The organism is Meiothermus sp. (genome assembly GCF_026004115.1).
GTDB lineage: Bacteria > Deinococcota > Deinococci > Deinococcales > Thermaceae > Meiothermus.
Genome location: NZ_BPIM01000001.1, coordinates 3,215,292 through 3,230,459, shown reverse-complemented (window position 1 = coordinate 3,230,459; position 15,168 = coordinate 3,215,292). Strand labels below are relative to the sequence as shown.

The window sequence follows — 15,168 nt, the reverse complement described above, 5'->3', positions numbered from 1 at the left end:
ACTTTTCCATTAGCGCCCTCCCGCCAGCAGGCTGTAGTAGGCCCGCCAGTAGTTGCCCAAGGCTTGCTGGGCGGCCAGCTCGGCCTGGATGAAGGAAAGCTCGGTCTGCAGGTAGGCCACCTGGCTAATCAGCCCGGCGTCCAGGCGCTTTTTATCGTTGGCCAGGGCCTCGCGGGCGTTGGCCAGGGCGGCCTGTTGCACGGCCAGGGCCCGAGCGGCGGCCTGCAGGTTCTGGTACAGCGAGTCGTATTGCAGCCCCAGCCCCCGCTCGATTTCCCGAGCGCCCGCACTGGCCTGCTCGGCCCGCGACTTTGCGGCTGCTATCTCGGCCTGGGCCGCGTAGCTGGGGTCGAGCAGTTCCACCTGGAGGTTGGCCAGCTCGGTTCGCTGGCGGGCCTGGATGACGTCGGGGTTTTTAGCCAGCAGCCCCTGCACGGAGGTGGCTTCCGGCAGGGCAGGGGGATTGGGCAACGGCGCTACCGTGGAGAACGCACCCACCAGGCTTCGCAGCGAGGCCTGGGCCAGGGCCAGCCCGTTCTCGGCCCGGGTGAGGTTGCTGCGGGCGTCGTCCAGGCGGTTCTGGGCGTTGCGCACGTCCAGGGCGGTGCCGGAGCCGTTGCGCTGGCGAATCTGGGCAATTTCCAGGCCGCGGGTGGCTACCTCGAGGGCCTTCTGGGCCAGGCGCACTTGCAACTGGGCCTCGAGTACCTGCGCATACGCCCCCACAATGCTGCTCTGGGCCTGAACCAGTGCCCGCTCGTAGCTGGCCTGGGCCAGTGCGGCCCGCTGCTCGGCCTGTACCTTGCTGGGGCGGGTTAGAAGTGGGTCAGAGAGCACCCTTTGCAGGTTGGCGCTGGCATCGTCCAGTTCGGCCTTGGCCGCCGCTACCGGGGCTTGCTCGGCGGCCCTGGCCAGCGCGGCCTCGAGGGTCAGGTTCTGGGCCTGAGACAGGGTGAAGGGGGTTAGAAACACAGCAACCAGGGAAATCAAACGGGTGGCAAGAGCCATTTTCATCGGTTCACCTCGCTGAGGGGCAGGGCATAAAAACGGTACAGATCCAAAATTCGTTGGGTGCGACTGAGTTCGGCCTGTTCAACGCCAAGGCGGGCCTGGGCCAGGGCCAGCTCGGCCTGGAGGGAAGCCAGGGGGCTCGAGAGCCCCAGCCGCTCGCGTTCGCGGGCTTCAGCCAGGCTGCGTTCGGCGTCGGCGCGGGCTTGCAGGGCATTGGCCAGGCCTTGCTCGGCGGTTTGCAAGGAGGAGCGGAGCAAGTCCTCCTGGAGCTTGCTGTTGCGGCGTGCGGCCTCGAGGGCCTGTCGGGCCGCATCCACCTGCTTCTGGGCTGCCTCGAGGGCGTCCAGCACCCCAAAAGCAATGTTGGCCGAAAGCCCGATTTGCAGGGTGCCCGCAATGCGATCCTGCGGGGCGCTGCGGCCCTGGGACTGGTTGGTGTAGCTCAGGCTGGGCTGCAGGGTACGGGAGTTGATGGACAGCGTGAGCGAGTCGTTGTCGGAGGTGTTGCGCGTGTAACTGCCCTGTACTACCGGCAGCACCCCGCGCACGGCCCGGTCGAAGCCAATCTGGGCGTTGGCTACCTGCAGTTCGGCCTGCCGCACCTGGGGCGGAACACCCTCGGCTGGCACCGCCAGGCGCGGGGGGTGTGGCACTGCTTTGCCCGATGAGGTCGGCCAGGCTTTGCTTTGCCAGGGCCAGGTTGCGCTCGGCATCGGCTTGCTGCAGGGCGGCTTGCCGCAGGTTGGCCTCGGCCTGGCGTACCTCGCTCGGGCTGGCGGCTCCCCGGCTTTCGCGCAGCCGGGTGGCCTCCAGGTTGGCCTGGGCCAGCCGCACCCCAAGGCGGGCTACCTCGAGGCCCGATTCGGCCAGGCGCACCCGCAGGGCGCTCTCGACAGCCTGGGCCTCGAGCTGGGTACGGGCCTGCCGCAAGCCCAGCGCAGCCTGCTCGACCCCCAAAGCAGCCTGATTGGCCGCATCCGATACATCGCCAAAGGGAAACGGGGTAAAGGTCAGGCCCAGGGTTAATTGCCGCCCATCGGTGGGCAGCGGCGACGCACTGGGGGTTGAGGGGGTTGGGGCAGGTAGGGGGGCCCGGGGGCGGCGTGATACCTCAAAGAAGGAAAACCCCCCCTGGGCCTGCAAGGCTGACGGGGCTGAGGGTTGCCCGAAGCTGGGCCTGGGCGGCCTCGAGGCCCAGACGGGCCTGCTAGCAGCGAAGGGTGGTTTTCCAGCGGGGCGAAGAACCCTTGGGCGAGCCCAAGGTTCAGCACCAGGGCGGCCCCAATCAGCGCTTTTGGCCCTTTCATGGTTCTACCCCCTGGTCTCCCGGCTGATAGGCCCACAGAACTGGGGTCGGTTAGTTTGCGGTAGCTCTGGGTAAGCATGGTTAGCTCCTCGGGGCTTAGCCGGGCAAATCGTTCGCGCGAGACGGCCCTCCACTGCACACGCATCTGCCCAAGAAAATCTTTACCGTTATCGGTCAGCAGAATCCGTACCTTGCGCTTGTTGCTGGGGTCGAGTTCGCGCCGCACCAAACCGCGCTCCTCGAGGCCTGCCAAAAGCTGCGAGACCCCCGGCGGTGAGGCGTCCATCACAAAAGCCAGGCCCGAAGGCTGGTCAATACCCTCCGAGATGCACATCAGCGCAAAAGCCTGCATCGGGGAGATGCCCAGCCCTTCAAAGGCTTTTTGCTGGTCGAGCCGCATCTGCCACACCAGATGGGTGGACAGCCGCCACAGCTCGTCCAGGGTTTCGTCCAATAGAAAGTTCATACCCGTGAAATGTTATGGTATATAAGTATTTTCAATAGAATGCCTCGCCACAGTTTTCACAAAATAACGCACCGACCTGAACCAGGGCCGAGGCGTAAAAACTGTGTCGGGACATGGTAAACTACTGCCAACATGGGGGAAAAAATCTTCGAAGAGCGGGAGCTGATTTTAGAGTTGTTCCCTGGAACTTCCCCGGAGCTGCTGCCTCCGGGGGAAGTGCTTTATTACCGGGACAAGGAGGGGCGGGTTCACATCGAGGAAAGCCCGCTCCATCTGGTTCTGGAACCCCTCGAGCGCTCTGCTAGCTCCACGCCCATCATCTGCGAGGCCTGCTTAAGACATGTCTCTCGCACGGCAGCGCAGTTCTTCCGCTTTGGTGTGGCTGAAAATGAGCGGCATTTTCGCTATGTGGCCCTGTGCCGCGACACCGAAAGCTGCTCGGGGGCGGCCCGACCAGGGCGTTTGAGAGAAATCCTGTTAAGGGGTATACTGCCCTGAGCAGGTCGACGGTCAAAACCAGGCTCGGCAGAAGGTGCGCCGGGCCTCTTCCTTGACGAGGGAAAGACATCTCATATAAATCTCAGAACCATGGCGCAGCATCGTTAGCGACCAGCTAAGGCGCCAAGCGTTACAGGTCACAGCTTTCAGGAGGCCGGATGGCACGCGAAGTAAAACTTACCAAATCGGGATATGAACGTCTGGTGGCCGAACTCGAGCAAGAACGCGCCCGCTTGCAGGATGCCACCCGTATTTTGCAGGAACTCATGGAGTCCTCCGACGACTACGACGACTCCGGTCTGGAGGACGCCAAACGCGAGAAAGCCCGCATCGAGGCCCGCATAGACTCCCTGACCGACACCCTCTCCCGTGCCGAAATCCTGGAGGAAGAGGGCAACAAGGTGAGTGTGGTCAGCCTGGGGGCCATCGTGAGCCTGAAGTCCAAGGAGGGCGACCACATGGAGGTGCAGGTGGTCTCGCCTGCTGAGGCCAGCGTCCTCGAGCGCCCCATGAAAATCTCCGACGAGAGCCCCTTGGGCAAGGCCCTGCTGGGCCAGAAGGTGGGGGCCAAGGTGATGCTCGAGACCCCCAAGGGCAAAAAAGAGTTCAAGGTAGAGACGGTCAGACACTAGCCGCCCCACCCGCCAGAACGCCCGAGGCCAGGAGCCAAAGGCGTTTTTTTGTATAGTTCGCCCCCCAACCCTCGACAACCTTCGGCCCTGGGGCCTAGACTCTATACGCTGGATGGACTTATGCCTGAATACACTGAACAGACCCAACAACGCTTAGCCAACCTCGAGGCCCTCGCACAGGCTGGCTTTGAGCGCTTCCCCTACCGCTTCCCCAAGACCCACGATGCTGCCCAGATTTTAGCCGCCCACGCCGGGGCCGGGCCGCAAGAGGAGTGGCCCGACGAGCGGGTGCGGGTAGCCGGCCGCCTGATGACCTTCCGGCACATGGGCAAGGCCAGCTTTGCCCACCTGCAAGACCAGAGTGGACGCATTCAGCTCTACCTGGCCCGCGACCTGACCGAGCACTACGACCTGATCAAGAAGCTCGATATTGGCGACATTGTGGGTGTGGAGGGGACGGTATTCACCACCAGGACCGGCGAGATTACCGTCAAGGTCCAAAAGTTTACCCCTCTGGTCAAGTCGCTGCATCCCCTGCCGGATAAATGGCACGGCATCCGCGATGTGGAGACCCGCTACCGCCAGCGCTACCTGGACTTGATCCAGAACCCCGAAGTGCGCGAGGTTTTTCGCATTCGCAGCCGCATGGTGCGCTACATTCGCGATTTCTTCGACCAGCAAGGTTTTCTGGAAGTAGAGGGCCCCACCCTTCAGGCCATTGCGGGCGGCACCGAGGCCAAGCCCTTCAAAACCTTCCACAACGCCCTCGACCACGAGTTCAACCTGCGAATTGCCCTCGAGCTGCACCTCAAGCGCCTGCTGGTGGGCGGTTTTGAAAAGGTCTTCGAGATTGGCCGCAACTACCGCAACGAGGGCATCTCGGTCAAGCACAACCCCGAGTTCACCATGCTGGAAGCCTACTGGGCCTATGCCGACTACCAGGACATGATGGCCCTCATCGAAGACCTGCTCTCGGGTCTGGTGCAGCACCTATTCGGCACCACCGAGGTGCGCTATGGCGAGCATCTTATTAACTTCGCCAAGCCCTTCCGCCGCATAGACTTTACCTCCACACTCAAAGAAAAAGCGGGCCTGGATTTCGACCCCACCGACTTAGAGCGACTGCGGGCCTGGGCCGACCAAAAGCACCCCGAGCTGCGTAGTGTGCCGAGCTACAAGCTGCTGGACAAGCTTTTTGGGCACTACGTAGAACATACCCTGATTCAGCCCACCTACGTGCTGGACGTGCCCCTGGCCATTAGCCCCCTGGTCAAGCGCCACCGCGACCCCAGCAAGCCCCACCTGACCGAGCGGGCCGACTTGTTTGTGGCCGGATTCGAAATTTCGCCCATCTACTCCGAGCTCAACGATGCCCTCGACCAACGCGCCCGCTTCCAGGAACAGGCCAAGCGCCGCGAGGCCGGCGACGACGAAGAACCCGAGATCGACGAAGACTTTTTGCTGGCCCTGGAGTACGGTATGCCCCCTGCTGCCGGGATGGGCCTGGGCATAGACCGGCTGGCCATGGTGCTTACCAACCAGAACAGCATCCGCGATGTGATTTTGTTCCCCCTGCTCAAACCACGAAAAGAAGTGGCCGAGACCGACGAATCCACCGACGAAGAGTAGTTTTGCTATTGTTCGGCACTCGAGCTTTCGCCCGAGTGCAACAAAAAGCCGTGCAGGAAATTCTGGATGATTTTCTGTTTCAATCCTCACTCGAACTTTCGCCCGAGTGCAACCACTCGAGGCGGGCCTGTCCCATAGGTTCAGGAATGTTTCAATCCTCACTCGAGCTTTCGCCCGAGTGCAACGACGGCGTAAACTTCCTAGCAACAAGGCGCGTAGGTTTCAATCCTCACACGAGCTTTCGCCCGAGTGCAACCTTCGACCCAGGACGTGCTGCCGCCCTCGCTCCAGTTTCAATCCTCACTCGAGCTTTCGCCCGAGTGCAACCTCCACACGGGCCCGCAAGCCCTCGCGACCATCGGTTTCAATCCTCACTCGAGCTTTCGCCCGAGTGCAACGCCGGAACGGGCAAAACATTGCCCGCATCCGCGTAAGTTTCAATCCTCACTCGAGCTTTCGCCCGAGTGCAACTTCCGGTGGAAAATAGCCAAATAGAGATTGAATTGTTTCAATCCTCACTCGAGCTTTCGCCCGAGTGCAACGTGGAATACCGCACCCCGCCAGCGGGGGTGTGGTCTGTTTCAATCCTCACTCGAGCTTTCGCCCGAGTGCAACAAGACGGGCAATCAGGATGTCTTCGCTGGTGGTGCTTGTTTCAATCCTCACTCGAGCTTTCGCCCGAGTGCAACCCTCCGTTTTCCTACGTTTTCCTAGTCGATTTGAAGGTTTCAATCCTCACTCGAGCTTTCGCCCGAGTGCAACGCCCACGGGGCATTCAAGTTCCGCGGGGCCTTTGAGTTTCAATCCTCACTCGAGCTTTCGCCCGAGTGCAACGAGCCAGGATTGAGGTAGCGGTAAGCCAGGTCAAAGTTTCAATCCTCACTCGAGCTTTCGCCCGAGTGCAACAGGAAGACCTGCTACACTTCAGGTCGGAACTGTTCGTTTCAATCCTCACTCGAGCTTTCGCCCGAGTGCAACGGTTGGATCCCCCAGGCAACGGCGAAGCCCGCAACGTTTCAATCCTCACTCGAGCTTTCGCCCGAGTGCAACGTGGCCTACTGGGGCCTGGAATGTGGGGAGTGCGTTTCAATCCTCACTCGAGCTTTCGCCCGAGTGCAACATGCTACGGACTCCCAGAGAATCTTGACTCGCCTGGCGTTTCAATCCTCACTCGAGCTTTCGCCCGAGTGCAACGCTTGATGTTGCCGCCTGCCCGCCCTTTGACCGCCGTTTCAATCCTCACTCGAGCTTTCGCCCGAGTGCAACTCAAAGGCCCAGCCCAGATGGTTGCGACGGCGAGTTTCAATCCTCACTCGAGCTTTCGCCCGAGTGCAACTGGGCTGGGGGTACGATACAGACCTGCCCGCGATGTTTCAATCCTCACTCGAGCTTTCGCCCGAGTGCAACTAGCCGGGCTGCCGTATTTTAGCGAGGCGTTCGGGGTTTCAATCCTCACTCGAGCTTTCGCCCGAGTGCAACGAGGGCGCGCACCCGCTCCTCGTCGCGGGAGTCGGTTTCAATCCTCACTCGAGCTTTCGCCCGAGTGCAACGGGTCGCCTACGGACGTACGGCTGTATGGGATGCCTGTTTCAATCCTCACTCGAGCTTTCGCCCGAGTGCAACACGCCCTTCTGAATAATGTGGTGTCGTTGTTTAGCGTTTCAATCCTCACTCGAGCTTTCGCCCGAGTGCAACGCGAGATTTCTCCCAACAGCTTTTTTCTCGTTCGGGTTTCAATCCTCACTCGAGCTTTCGCCCGAGTGCAACGGGATGGGGCCCGCGGGATTTCTCGCCGTCGTCGAGTTTCAATCCTCACTCGAGCTTTCGCCCGAGTGCAACCTTCATTTTATTGCTACTGGAAATAAATTAGAAGTTTCAATCCTCACTCGAGCTTTCGCCCGAGTGCAACTATCTCTGGCTGAAGACATTGTGCATTTTATGCACGTTTCAATCCTCACTCGAGCTTTCGCCCGAGTGCAACGTACAGTTAATTGAATTCGAAAGATATTTTTTGGCTGTTTCAATCCTCACTCGAGCTTTCGCCCGAGTGCAACATCCTCCAAGCCAAATCGTTGTCAATCCTAATGGCTAGTTTCAATCCTCACTCGAGCTTTCGCCCGAGTGCAACGAGGAAAAGGAAAGCCTCTACAAGGGCGTTCTCCTGTTTCAATCCTCACTCGAGCTTTCGCCCGAGTGCAACAGATGATGTTTATACAGTTTATTTCATTCCTGATGGTTTCAATCCTCACTCGAGCTTTCGCCCGAGTGCAACGGTGAGTATGACTCGAGCATTAGTGCATCTCTCGCGTTTCAATCCTCACTCGAGCTTTCGCCCGAGTGCAACGTATACGCGCCTAAACGCCTAAACGCTAAACGCATAGTTTCAATCCTCACTCGAGCTTTCGCCCGAGTGCAACGCGGCCTTTACCTCTATGAGCCGCCCCTCGCACTCGTTTCAATCCTCACTCGAGCTTTCGCCCGAGTGCAACGGATCTGGAAGTACTGAAGAAGCTGGAACAGCTATAGTTTCAATCCTCACTCGAGCTTTCGCCCGAGTGCAACGCGCCCAGCCCTGGGGGATGTCCTCCCCGGTGAGGAGTTTCAATCCTCACTCGAGCTTTCGCCCGAGTGCAACGGTGAGTATGACTCGAGCATTAGTGCATCTCTCGCGTTTCAATCCTCACTCGAGCTTTCGCCCGAGTGCAACCGGTGGTGGCGTTGCTCAACGACGCCATCCAGCAGGGGTTTCAATCCTCACTCGAGCTTTCGCCCGAGTGCAACATAACAAGGTAGTAATACCTGTAGAACCCCTCGAAGGTTTCAATCCTCACTCGAGCTTTCGCCCGAGTGCAACGATAATAAGGTAGTCATTCCCGTGGAGCCCATCTCTGTTTCAATCCTCACTCGAGCTTTCGCCCGAGTGCAACAAAATATTCTAATGGTATGATTCGCCCTAAAGAAGTTTCAATCCTCACTCGAGCTTTCGCCCGAGTGCAACATGAACATGGCTGCCGATTCTCCCTTAGCGGCGCTGTTTCAATCCTCACTCGAGCTTTCGCCCGAGTGCAACGTTTGCGCAGATCGTGAATGTCTGCGCGTTAGCAGTTTCAATCCTCACTCGAGCTTTCGCCCGAGTGCAACTTTGGGCAGAGAAAACAATATTGTTTCAGTTCAAGTTTCAATCCTCACTCGAGCTTTCGCCCGAGTGCAACTGGCGGCTAGTATCGGATGACGATTGGCTGGTGCGGGTTTCAATCCTCACTCGAGCTTTCGCCCGAGTGCAACTTGAGTACGACCGGCGGCTGTTCCTGGGCTACGAGTTTCAATCCTCACTCGAGCTTTCGCCCGAGTGCAACTGCTACAACGCACGCTATACCACCTGTGAGGCTTGCGTTTCAATCCTCACTCGAGCTTTCGCCCGAGTGCAACACTTAAAGAATTTTTGTTCAACATAGGGATGCAGGTGTTTCAATCCTCACTCGAGCTTTCGCCCGAGTGCAACGCTATCCAGTCGTCATAGCCCGACAGATAACGGCCGTTTCAATCCTCACTCGAGCTTTCGCCCGAGTGCAACCGCGGGCGCAGCCCCCAGGAGGCCATCGATAAGCTGTTTCAATCCTCACTCGAGCTTTCGCCCGAGTGCAACCGTTGGTGCGAAGCCCCTCTGGGCTATCGTCCTCGAGGTTTCAATCCTCACTCGAGCTTTCGCCCGAGTGCAACTTGTGGTTCGAGTGGGCCGTGGGTTGTACGTTTATGTGTTTCAATCCTCACTCGAGCTTTCGCCCGAGTGCAACGCTTTAGAGGAAATGCTTACTGAGCACACGGCACGTTTCAATCCTCACTCGAGCTTTCGCCCGAGTGCAACTTGTTGTCCTGGACGCTATTTGTGGCACTTCTGTGTTTCAATCCTCACTCGAGCTTTCGCCCGAGTGCAACCCATCCGCGTAAAGATATACCCTTCGACCTACCAGTTTCAATCCTCACTCGAGCTTTCGCCCGAGTGCAACACGCCGAGCGGATGATCGCGCGGCTGGTCGGCCAGGTTTCAATCCTCACTCGAGCTTTCGCCCGAGTGCAACCAGGGACTCCAAGCATTGCTCCAAGGCCTGCCAGGTTTCAATCCTCACTCGAGCTTTCGCCCGAGTGCAACGACTCGGCGGAAGCGCAGCGCATCGCGGATCAGGGTTTCAATCCTCACTCGAGCTTTCGCCCGAGTGCAACGGCCTCATTCTAGCGTGCGTGCTGGACAAAGCTCAAGAGGCCGTTTGCGCGAACCCCCCTGAAAAGGGTTCCGGCGCAGGGTGGGGCAAGGTGAAGGGAAAACAGGTTTTCAATGTCCCCTAGCCGATTTCTCGGCTTGCGCGAACCCCCCCGGGTTTTGGCACTTGCTTGGGGTTCGCGCAAAGCAAGTGCCAGGGTGGCCTAGACCACCAAGGGGTCGTCGAAGTCGGTGTACTTGTCCTGGCCGTGTACCCGCAAGCACTTCTCCCGGCCTCCGGGCAGGGTGTAGATGCGCAGGCTGTCTTTGTCGGGCTCGATGATTTTGAGTAGTTTGGCCTCCATGTCCTCGAGCTGAGCCCGCGTCACGCGGCACTCAAACACCGACATCTGCACCCGCTGACCAAAGTTCTTGCAGACCTTGGCGACCCGGGCCAAGCGGGTCTGGCCGTCTGCGGAGGTTACGTTGACATCGTAGGTAACCAGAATATCCAGCCGCTCCATATCTACCTTCCTACAAACGGGGGGTACTCGGGCAGGTCGCCCCGCAGGTAGCGGGCCAGCAGGCGGGCCTGGATGTGGGGCAGCAACCCGATGGGTACGGGCTCTTTGAACAAAGGGTGCTGTAGGGTTTCCTGCCTGCGGCCCTGAAAGGCCACGATAACCGCCTTTCGCCCTTCCTCACTCAGCAAAACCGCACCGCCGGGGCGCTCCTCGAAGTGCTCGGGAGAGAGCTGCTTGCGGTTGATCATCGAAAGCACCAGCCGGTCGGCCCACCAGGCTCTAAACTCCTCGATTAAGTCCAGGGCCAAGGCGTTGCGACCGGGTCGCAGGGCATGCAGAAAGCCCACCTGGGGGTCGAGCCCTACCCCTTCCAGGGCGGCGGTGCACTGGGTGGTGAGCAGGGCATACACAAAGCCCAGCAGGGCATTTACGGGGTCGCGCGGGGGGCGTTTGTTGCGCCCTTCAAAGCGGAACTCGCCCGAGAGCAACAGATCGCCAAAAGCCGCGAAATAGGCGCTGGCCGCCTGTCCCTCGAGGCCCCGCACCTCGTCCACCGTTCGGGCTTGGGGAAGCTGGCGCAGGGCCGCTTCGTGTTCAAAAAGTGCTTGATTCAGAGCCTCGGTTTCGCCCCGCTCGCGCACGGCTCGCTGTAGCACCAGGCGAGCGTTCTTAAGCTTGCCCTCCACAAAGCGCGCGGCCAGGTACAAGCAGGTCGAAGGGTTATCCAGGGCCCGGTACTGAGCCCGCCGCAGCAGCACATTCCCCGAGACCGGCCCTGCCAGCCGCCCCTGAAAGCGGCCCGACTCGCTAAACCAGGCGACCTCGAGGCCCTCCTCGGCGCAGCGGTGGAGCAAAAAGGGCGAAACCAGCACGTTGCCAAAAAGCGCCAAGCCCCCCAGGTGGTGCAGCGGGACATGGCGCAGGGTTACGTCCTCATGCTGGATGCGCAGGGTGTCGCTCTCGAGGCGCAGGTATACGCCTTGGGTCTGAATGTAGAGGGTATTGAGCAGCTCGGTAGTCATGGCTGGTTGTGGCTGAGGAAATGCACCAACGCCTGGGGCACCTCGGGCATGCACACCGCATGAAGGGAGCAGTGGCGGCAGCGTTCGTCTGCTGCGGGCGGGGGCAAGCGTTCCTGACGCAAAAGCTTGCGCAGGGCGCTGAGGGTGGCCAGGGTAGCGGCCCGCAACTCCGGGGTAAACAGGACTTCCCGGCGGCGCTGGCTGGCCTTGCTAAACAAAGCCCCGGCGGGTACGCTCTGGCCGAACATCTCCTCCAGACACAAGGCCTGAGCGCAGAGCTGTACCTCGGCAGCTTTGCGGGCCAGTTCGCGGGGCCACCGCTGGCCCACCTTGTACTCCACCGGGTAGGGCACCCCGTTCACAAACTCCACCACATCGGCCCGGCCTGAAAGCCCCAGCCGCTCCGACCAGATGGGCAAGGCCCGCTCGACCCAGACCCCCTCGCGCAAGAGCCCTTCGGGAATGTCCACATTCTCGTGGGCGCGGGTTCCGCGCAGGGTGTACTCGTTGTCCTCCCACTCGCCCTCCAGCAGTATCAGCGCGGCCCGGCGGGGGCAGTAGGTGTACTGGGCCAGGGCGCTCAGGGGTAGGGGCTCCCGCTCGGCGGGGCTGGGCGGGTCTATTGGGGGGAATAGGTCGTCCGTCTCGTCCATAAAGCCTCCGGACAGGCTTTGGGGGCTTCACTCGTCGAGCAGGGTGAAATCCTGCGGAGAATAATCACGCCAGTAGAAGCCCTCCTGGCACATCCGCTCGTACTCCGGGCCGTGGTGGGTGAGGGCGAACACATACAGCGCACCGTCCTTCTCGGCGTAAAAAACCCGCTCGTCCGTGTGCCCTTTGGGAAACCCCAGAGCGTCGCCTCCGCCGCTTTTGAGTTCGCTGCTGGTAGCGCGGTTGGGCAGGCGCAGGCGCTCCAGCAGCTTGCGGTAGCGCTCTTTGGTGGCGGGCTCGAGGCCCTCCCAGGTGCGCCTGGCCTTGGGCGCGAGGTAGATGGGGATGGTCTGGGCCTGCTCGAGTTCACCCCGAAAGGCCTCGAAGTAGGCCTCGCCCAAAGGGGATAGCCCCACGTAAGGCTTTCCGTCGAGCTCGAACTCCTCCAGCAAAACCTGTGCTTCTTCGGGCAACAGAGCTGCCCTGGGTTGCACCTCCGATTTGGGGCGCACGCCCCCCTCGCCTTCGCTCAGCCAGTCGAAAAAGTCGCCATACAAAACAAACAAGCTACTATCCCAACCGATGGGCGTGGGCGGCAGGATGGCAATTTCCCTGAACTGCTCGTGAATATAGCAGACCGGAACCTTGAACACCAGCCCCAGCACGGTGGCATAGGAAATCTCGGCCTTGAAGCCCCCGGTGGCGTTGATGATGACGTCTTTCTGCCCCTTGGCAGCCTTACGAATCTCGCCGGCCAGGGTGCGCACAAAGTTCTTTAGGCCAAAGTCCACAAAGCCCTGGGCCTCGTAGGCCAGGCCGGGTATGCGCACCCGACCACAAGGCACCCCCTGCTCCTCGTAGAAAAGCTTCAGCAAGTTTGCGGCGTTAGCGCCCTCGAAGGTGTCGCTGTGCAGCAGCACCACCTCATCGCCTTTTTGCAAAATGCGCGAAAGCGAGTTGGTCTCGGCGCTGGCTTTTTTGGGGTCTTGCTTCAGGTAAGCCAGAATCTGGTGGTCTTCTACCAGGCCCTCGCGGCGGGCGTTGAAGAGCAGGCTGGTGCCGACGGTGGTGAGGACGACAGTGCTCATAAATCCAATAGCTCCTGTATGCGGGCGTGCTGCGGGTTGCTCTCCTTCCAAACCTTCCATTCCTGCAAGTGTTTCTTGATGGCCTCCAGTACCGGCCTGCGCACGGCTGGGGGCTTATCGGCCAGCTCGCGCAGAAAGAAATCCAGCTCTCCCCGCTCGTTGGCGGGCTTGATGGCGGCGATGCGCTTTTGGTAGGTGTTGAGTAGCTCGAGCCCTTCCTCTTGCGCGCTTTTGGGCTTGGGGGGTAGCTTCACCGCAAAATACCCATACCCCGCATTGGTCTTGCCCCCCAGCCCCAGGTGCTCCAGGCCCCACTTGAGCATCTCGGCGGCCTTGTGGGGCCAGTCCTGGGCGTTTTCGGCGGGGCAGGTGATGGGAATATGGAACTTCACCCCTGGCCTTACCGAGAGAAAGGCCACCGGGTTGGGGTCGTCGAAGTCGGTGGGCCAGACTTGTCCGCGTGTGCTGTAATACTCTTGGTGATGGACAGTGATCACGTCCTGCTGGAAGGGCTGGGCGCTGGCCGGATCCAGCCAGCCATCCCAGTAGACCAGATAAGCGGCGTTCCCCGGCTTCTTTTGCTTGGGGTCGGGGCCTTCACCCAGCAGAACCGCTTTCTCCGATTCGCTCAGGCCAAAGCGCTCGGCGGCCCGGCGCAGCAGGCCCTTCAGGGCGCTGCCCGGCAGGTAGGGCGTACCGTAGGTATGGTGAATGGAAAGGCCGTTTTCCAGGGGGCTGCTGTTGCCCAGGCCGATGGCCAGCGGGGTGCGGGTGGTGGCCTCGAGGAAGACTGCATCTTTGAGGGCAGCCTTCCAGCGCTGGAAGGCCTCTGGGTAGGCAGAGCCGATGGGGGTTTGCACGATGGCCTCGAGCAGGCTCTGCTTGTCTTGGGGTTCAAACCCCTTCAGGCCCTTGTAAAGCGCAAGCCCGGCATGGGAGATGGCCCCCAGCGCGCGCAGACTATTTCTCATGGTCTTCCCCCGCTTGCACCTCGAGTACGCTTACCGCAAAGCGCTTGAAGTACACCCACGCTTCCAGCACCCGCCGGGTGTGGTGCATGTACAGGGGCGTGGGTGCCGACTGCAACGCCTCCAGCAGCTTGCCCCTTACGCCCAGCATCTCGCCGAGGTGCTCAAGCAAATGCTGGTGCGCCTGGGCCCGCTTACCGTCGCCGCTGGCTTTATCAGCGCTGAAGGCCACGGCCTGGCACAGCCCGCTCTGCAGGACCATCACCGGGAAGCTGTGGCAGAGGCCGCCGTAGATGCGCTTGACCTCGGGGTCGGCCCGCTCGAGGCTGCTCACCAGCTCCAGCGCCTGCTGCATGTCCTTTTGGCTGCGTGTTTGGGACATGGCTACTCACCCCCCAACCGCCGCAACAGCCCCCGGCCCACACTGGCCTGGCCGCCTATCTGGATGTAGGGCCGGTTCAGTTCCTCGAACCCATTGCCGATGGCGAAGCTCGAGAACACCGTCTCGGCAGGGATGGCTTCCTCGTACCACAAAGCGCCGTTGGCTACGGTTTTGCTCTCGTTTTCCAGGCGTACCCGGGCGATGACCTCGAGGCCCATCTCGCAAAAGTAATCGAACACTTCGTTGGATACCAATGCAAAGCGCCCCACAAAGTAGCTCGACTCCGCGCCAAAGACCAGTTGCCCCAGTTCCTGCGCCAGCGCTTCTGCGCCTCCGACAGTGGCACTCAGGTCTATGTCCTCGAGGATTACCTGGTTAGCATGCACAATTTGAGTGTTCTTGGGTACGAGAGCTTCGGTCTGTCCCGGGTTCGGTATCGGAGCTTTCAGCTCAGGAAGCCCCAAGGCCTTCTGGTCGCGTTTGAGCCGCTCGAGCACCAGCGGGCAGGTCAGGAAAGCAAAGGTGCCCGCATACGAGCGCACCGGCAGCAACAAGAGGCGGGCATCGGTCAGGGTCAGTTCGGCTGCATTTTCTAAGGAGCCGAAAAGTCTATTGCTTTGCTCATCATCGCGCCCATCGCGCAGCACCCCCTTAAGGCTGCTGGCCGGTATCACCGGAAAACCCGTGGCCGCTTCGCGGGCTACGGGAAGGTCAATCACGCTGCTGCTGTCCTGCCCGGTGCCGGGGTGCACCGGCGTAAGGGCCTGCCAAAAAATCATCTTTGCGTGCATGT

The 15,168-nt window shown here is 60.6% G+C and carries 13 protein-coding genes, 1 pseudogene and 1 CRISPR repeat array; of the genes and pseudogenes, 3 read left to right on the top strand and 11 right to left on the bottom strand.

The features are described from left to right. Positions 1 to 9: 9 nt before the first annotated feature. From Q0X23_RS15520 to Q0X23_RS15505, 4 genes and pseudogenes are all read right to left on the bottom strand, one after another. Positions 10 to 1,014, bottom strand: coding sequence for a TolC family protein (locus Q0X23_RS15520; protein WP_119339979.1), 1,005 nt, complete (start codon positions 1,012 to 1,014; stop codon positions 10 to 12). Continuing rightward, positions 1,011 to 1,664 (bottom strand): TolC family protein, encoded by a 654-nt coding sequence (locus Q0X23_RS15515; RefSeq protein WP_297861102.1) that lies wholly within the window; start codon positions 1,662 to 1,664, stop codon positions 1,011 to 1,013. Before Q0X23_RS15515 ends, Q0X23_RS15520 begins: the two co-directional genes overlap by 4 nt. A 67-nt stretch (positions 1,665 to 1,731) precedes the next feature. Beyond that, positions 1,732 to 2,025 (bottom strand): annotated as a pseudogene (locus Q0X23_RS15510) (TolC family protein); the annotation flags it as partial. Between the two features lie 8 nt (positions 2,026 to 2,033). Beyond that, positions 2,034 to 2,783: a MarR family winged helix-turn-helix transcriptional regulator gene (locus tag Q0X23_RS15505; protein WP_297861101.1), complete on the bottom strand. Its 750-nt coding sequence runs from the start codon at positions 2,781 to 2,783 to the stop codon at positions 2,034 to 2,036. 132 nt (positions 2,784 to 2,915) lie between these two features. Between Q0X23_RS15505 and Q0X23_RS15500 the strand changes: the two genes are divergently transcribed. From Q0X23_RS15500 to lysS, 3 genes are all read left to right on the top strand, one after another. Further along, positions 2,916 to 3,281, top strand: coding sequence for a hypothetical protein (locus tag Q0X23_RS15500; protein ID WP_119342397.1), 366 nt, complete (start codon positions 2,916 to 2,918; stop codon positions 3,279 to 3,281). 158 nt (positions 3,282 to 3,439) lie between these two features. Continuing rightward, entirely contained in the window at positions 3,440 to 3,913 is a 474-nt protein-coding gene (locus tag Q0X23_RS15495; protein ID WP_119342398.1) for a GreA/GreB family elongation factor, read from the top strand. Positions 3,914 to 4,033: 120 nt separating this feature from the next. Then, positions 4,034 to 5,542 (top strand): lysine--tRNA ligase, encoded by a 1,509-nt coding sequence (gene lysS / locus Q0X23_RS15490; RefSeq protein ID WP_119342399.1) that lies wholly within the window; start codon positions 4,034 to 4,036, stop codon positions 5,540 to 5,542. A gap of 5 nt (positions 5,543 to 5,547) precedes the next feature. After that, a CRISPR array of direct repeats spans positions 5,548 to 9,763; the repeat unit is 37 nt; unit sequence GTTTCAATCCTCACTCGAGCTTTCGCCCGAGTGCAAC. A gap of 201 nt (positions 9,764 to 9,964) precedes the next feature. Here the strand turns inward: lysS and cas2 are convergent. Genes cas2 through cmr4 form a run of 7 tightly spaced genes read right to left on the bottom strand, consistent with a single transcriptional unit; the run spans position 9,965 to position 15,154 of the window. Next, positions 9,965 to 10,264 (bottom strand): CRISPR-associated endonuclease Cas2, encoded by a 300-nt coding sequence (cas2, locus tag Q0X23_RS15485; protein ID WP_297861100.1) that lies wholly within the window; start codon positions 10,262 to 10,264, stop codon positions 9,965 to 9,967. 2 nt (positions 10,265 to 10,266) lie between these two features. Then, positions 10,267 to 11,286, bottom strand: a complete 1,020-nt coding sequence (gene cas1c / locus Q0X23_RS15480) for a type I-C CRISPR-associated endonuclease Cas1c (RefSeq protein WP_297861099.1) — start codon at positions 11,284 to 11,286, stop codon at positions 10,267 to 10,269. After that, positions 11,283 to 11,939: a CRISPR-associated protein Cas4 gene (gene cas4, locus Q0X23_RS15475; protein ID WP_297861098.1), complete on the bottom strand. Its 657-nt coding sequence runs from the start codon at positions 11,937 to 11,939 to the stop codon at positions 11,283 to 11,285. Before cas4 ends, cas1c begins: the two co-directional genes overlap by 4 nt. Before the next feature lie 27 nt (positions 11,940 to 11,966). After that, positions 11,967 to 13,025, bottom strand: a complete 1,059-nt coding sequence (locus tag Q0X23_RS15470; protein ID WP_297861097.1) for a putative CRISPR-associated protein — start codon at positions 13,023 to 13,025, stop codon at positions 11,967 to 11,969. Beyond that, a complete protein-coding gene (gene cmr6, locus Q0X23_RS15465; RefSeq protein WP_297861096.1) occupies positions 13,022 to 13,996 on the bottom strand; it encodes a type III-B CRISPR module RAMP protein Cmr6 in 975 nt (324 codons plus the stop codon). The genes Q0X23_RS15470 and cmr6 overlap by 4 nt, the downstream gene beginning before the upstream one ends. After that, complete coding sequence (gene cmr5, locus Q0X23_RS15460; RefSeq protein ID WP_297861095.1) at positions 13,986 to 14,375, bottom strand: type III-B CRISPR module-associated protein Cmr5; 390 nt, start codon at positions 14,373 to 14,375, stop codon at positions 13,986 to 13,988. Before cmr5 ends, cmr6 begins: the two co-directional genes overlap by 11 nt. 2 nt (positions 14,376 to 14,377) lie before the next feature. Beyond that, entirely contained in the window at positions 14,378 to 15,154 is a 777-nt protein-coding gene (cmr4, locus tag Q0X23_RS15455; RefSeq protein WP_297861094.1) for a type III-B CRISPR module RAMP protein Cmr4, read from the bottom strand. Between the last annotated feature and the right edge of the window lie 14 nt (positions 15,155 to 15,168).

Excerpts from the sequence above, each read along its gene's own strand:
- Q0X23_RS15520 (WP_119339979.1), bottom strand. The coding sequence starts at position 1,014 with ATGAAAATGGCTCTTGCCACCCGTTTGATTTCCCTGGTTGCTGTGTTT.
- cas2 (WP_297861100.1), bottom strand. The coding sequence starts at position 10,264 with ATGGAGCGGCTGGATATTCTGGTTACCTACGATGTCAACGTAACCTCC.
- Q0X23_RS15470 (WP_297861097.1), bottom strand. The coding sequence starts at position 13,025 with ATGAGCACTGTCGTCCTCACCACCGTCGGCACCAGCCTGCTCTTCAAC.
- cas1c (WP_297861099.1), bottom strand. The coding sequence starts at position 11,286 with ATGACTACCGAGCTGCTCAATACCCTCTACATTCAGACCCAAGGCGTA.
- cmr5 (WP_297861095.1), bottom strand. The coding sequence starts at position 14,375 with ATGTCCCAAACACGCAGCCAAAAGGACATGCAGCAGGCGCTGGAGCTG.
- cas4 (WP_297861098.1), bottom strand. The coding sequence starts at position 11,939 with ATGGACGAGACGGACGACCTATTCCCCCCAATAGACCCGCCCAGCCCC.
- cmr4 (WP_297861094.1), bottom strand. The coding sequence starts at position 15,154 with ATGATTTTTTGGCAGGCCCTTACGCCGGTGCACCCCGGCACCGGGCAG.
- Q0X23_RS15495 (WP_119342398.1), top strand. The coding sequence starts at position 3,440 with ATGGCACGCGAAGTAAAACTTACCAAATCGGGATATGAACGTCTGGTG.
- Q0X23_RS15500 (WP_119342397.1), top strand. The coding sequence starts at position 2,916 with ATGGGGGAAAAAATCTTCGAAGAGCGGGAGCTGATTTTAGAGTTGTTC.
- Q0X23_RS15505 (WP_297861101.1), bottom strand. The coding sequence starts at position 2,783 with ATGAACTTTCTATTGGACGAAACCCTGGACGAGCTGTGGCGGCTGTCC.
- cmr6 (WP_297861096.1), bottom strand. The coding sequence starts at position 13,996 with ATGAGAAATAGTCTGCGCGCGCTGGGGGCCATCTCCCATGCCGGGCTT.
- lysS (WP_119342399.1), top strand. The coding sequence starts at position 4,034 with ATGCCTGAATACACTGAACAGACCCAACAACGCTTAGCCAACCTCGAG.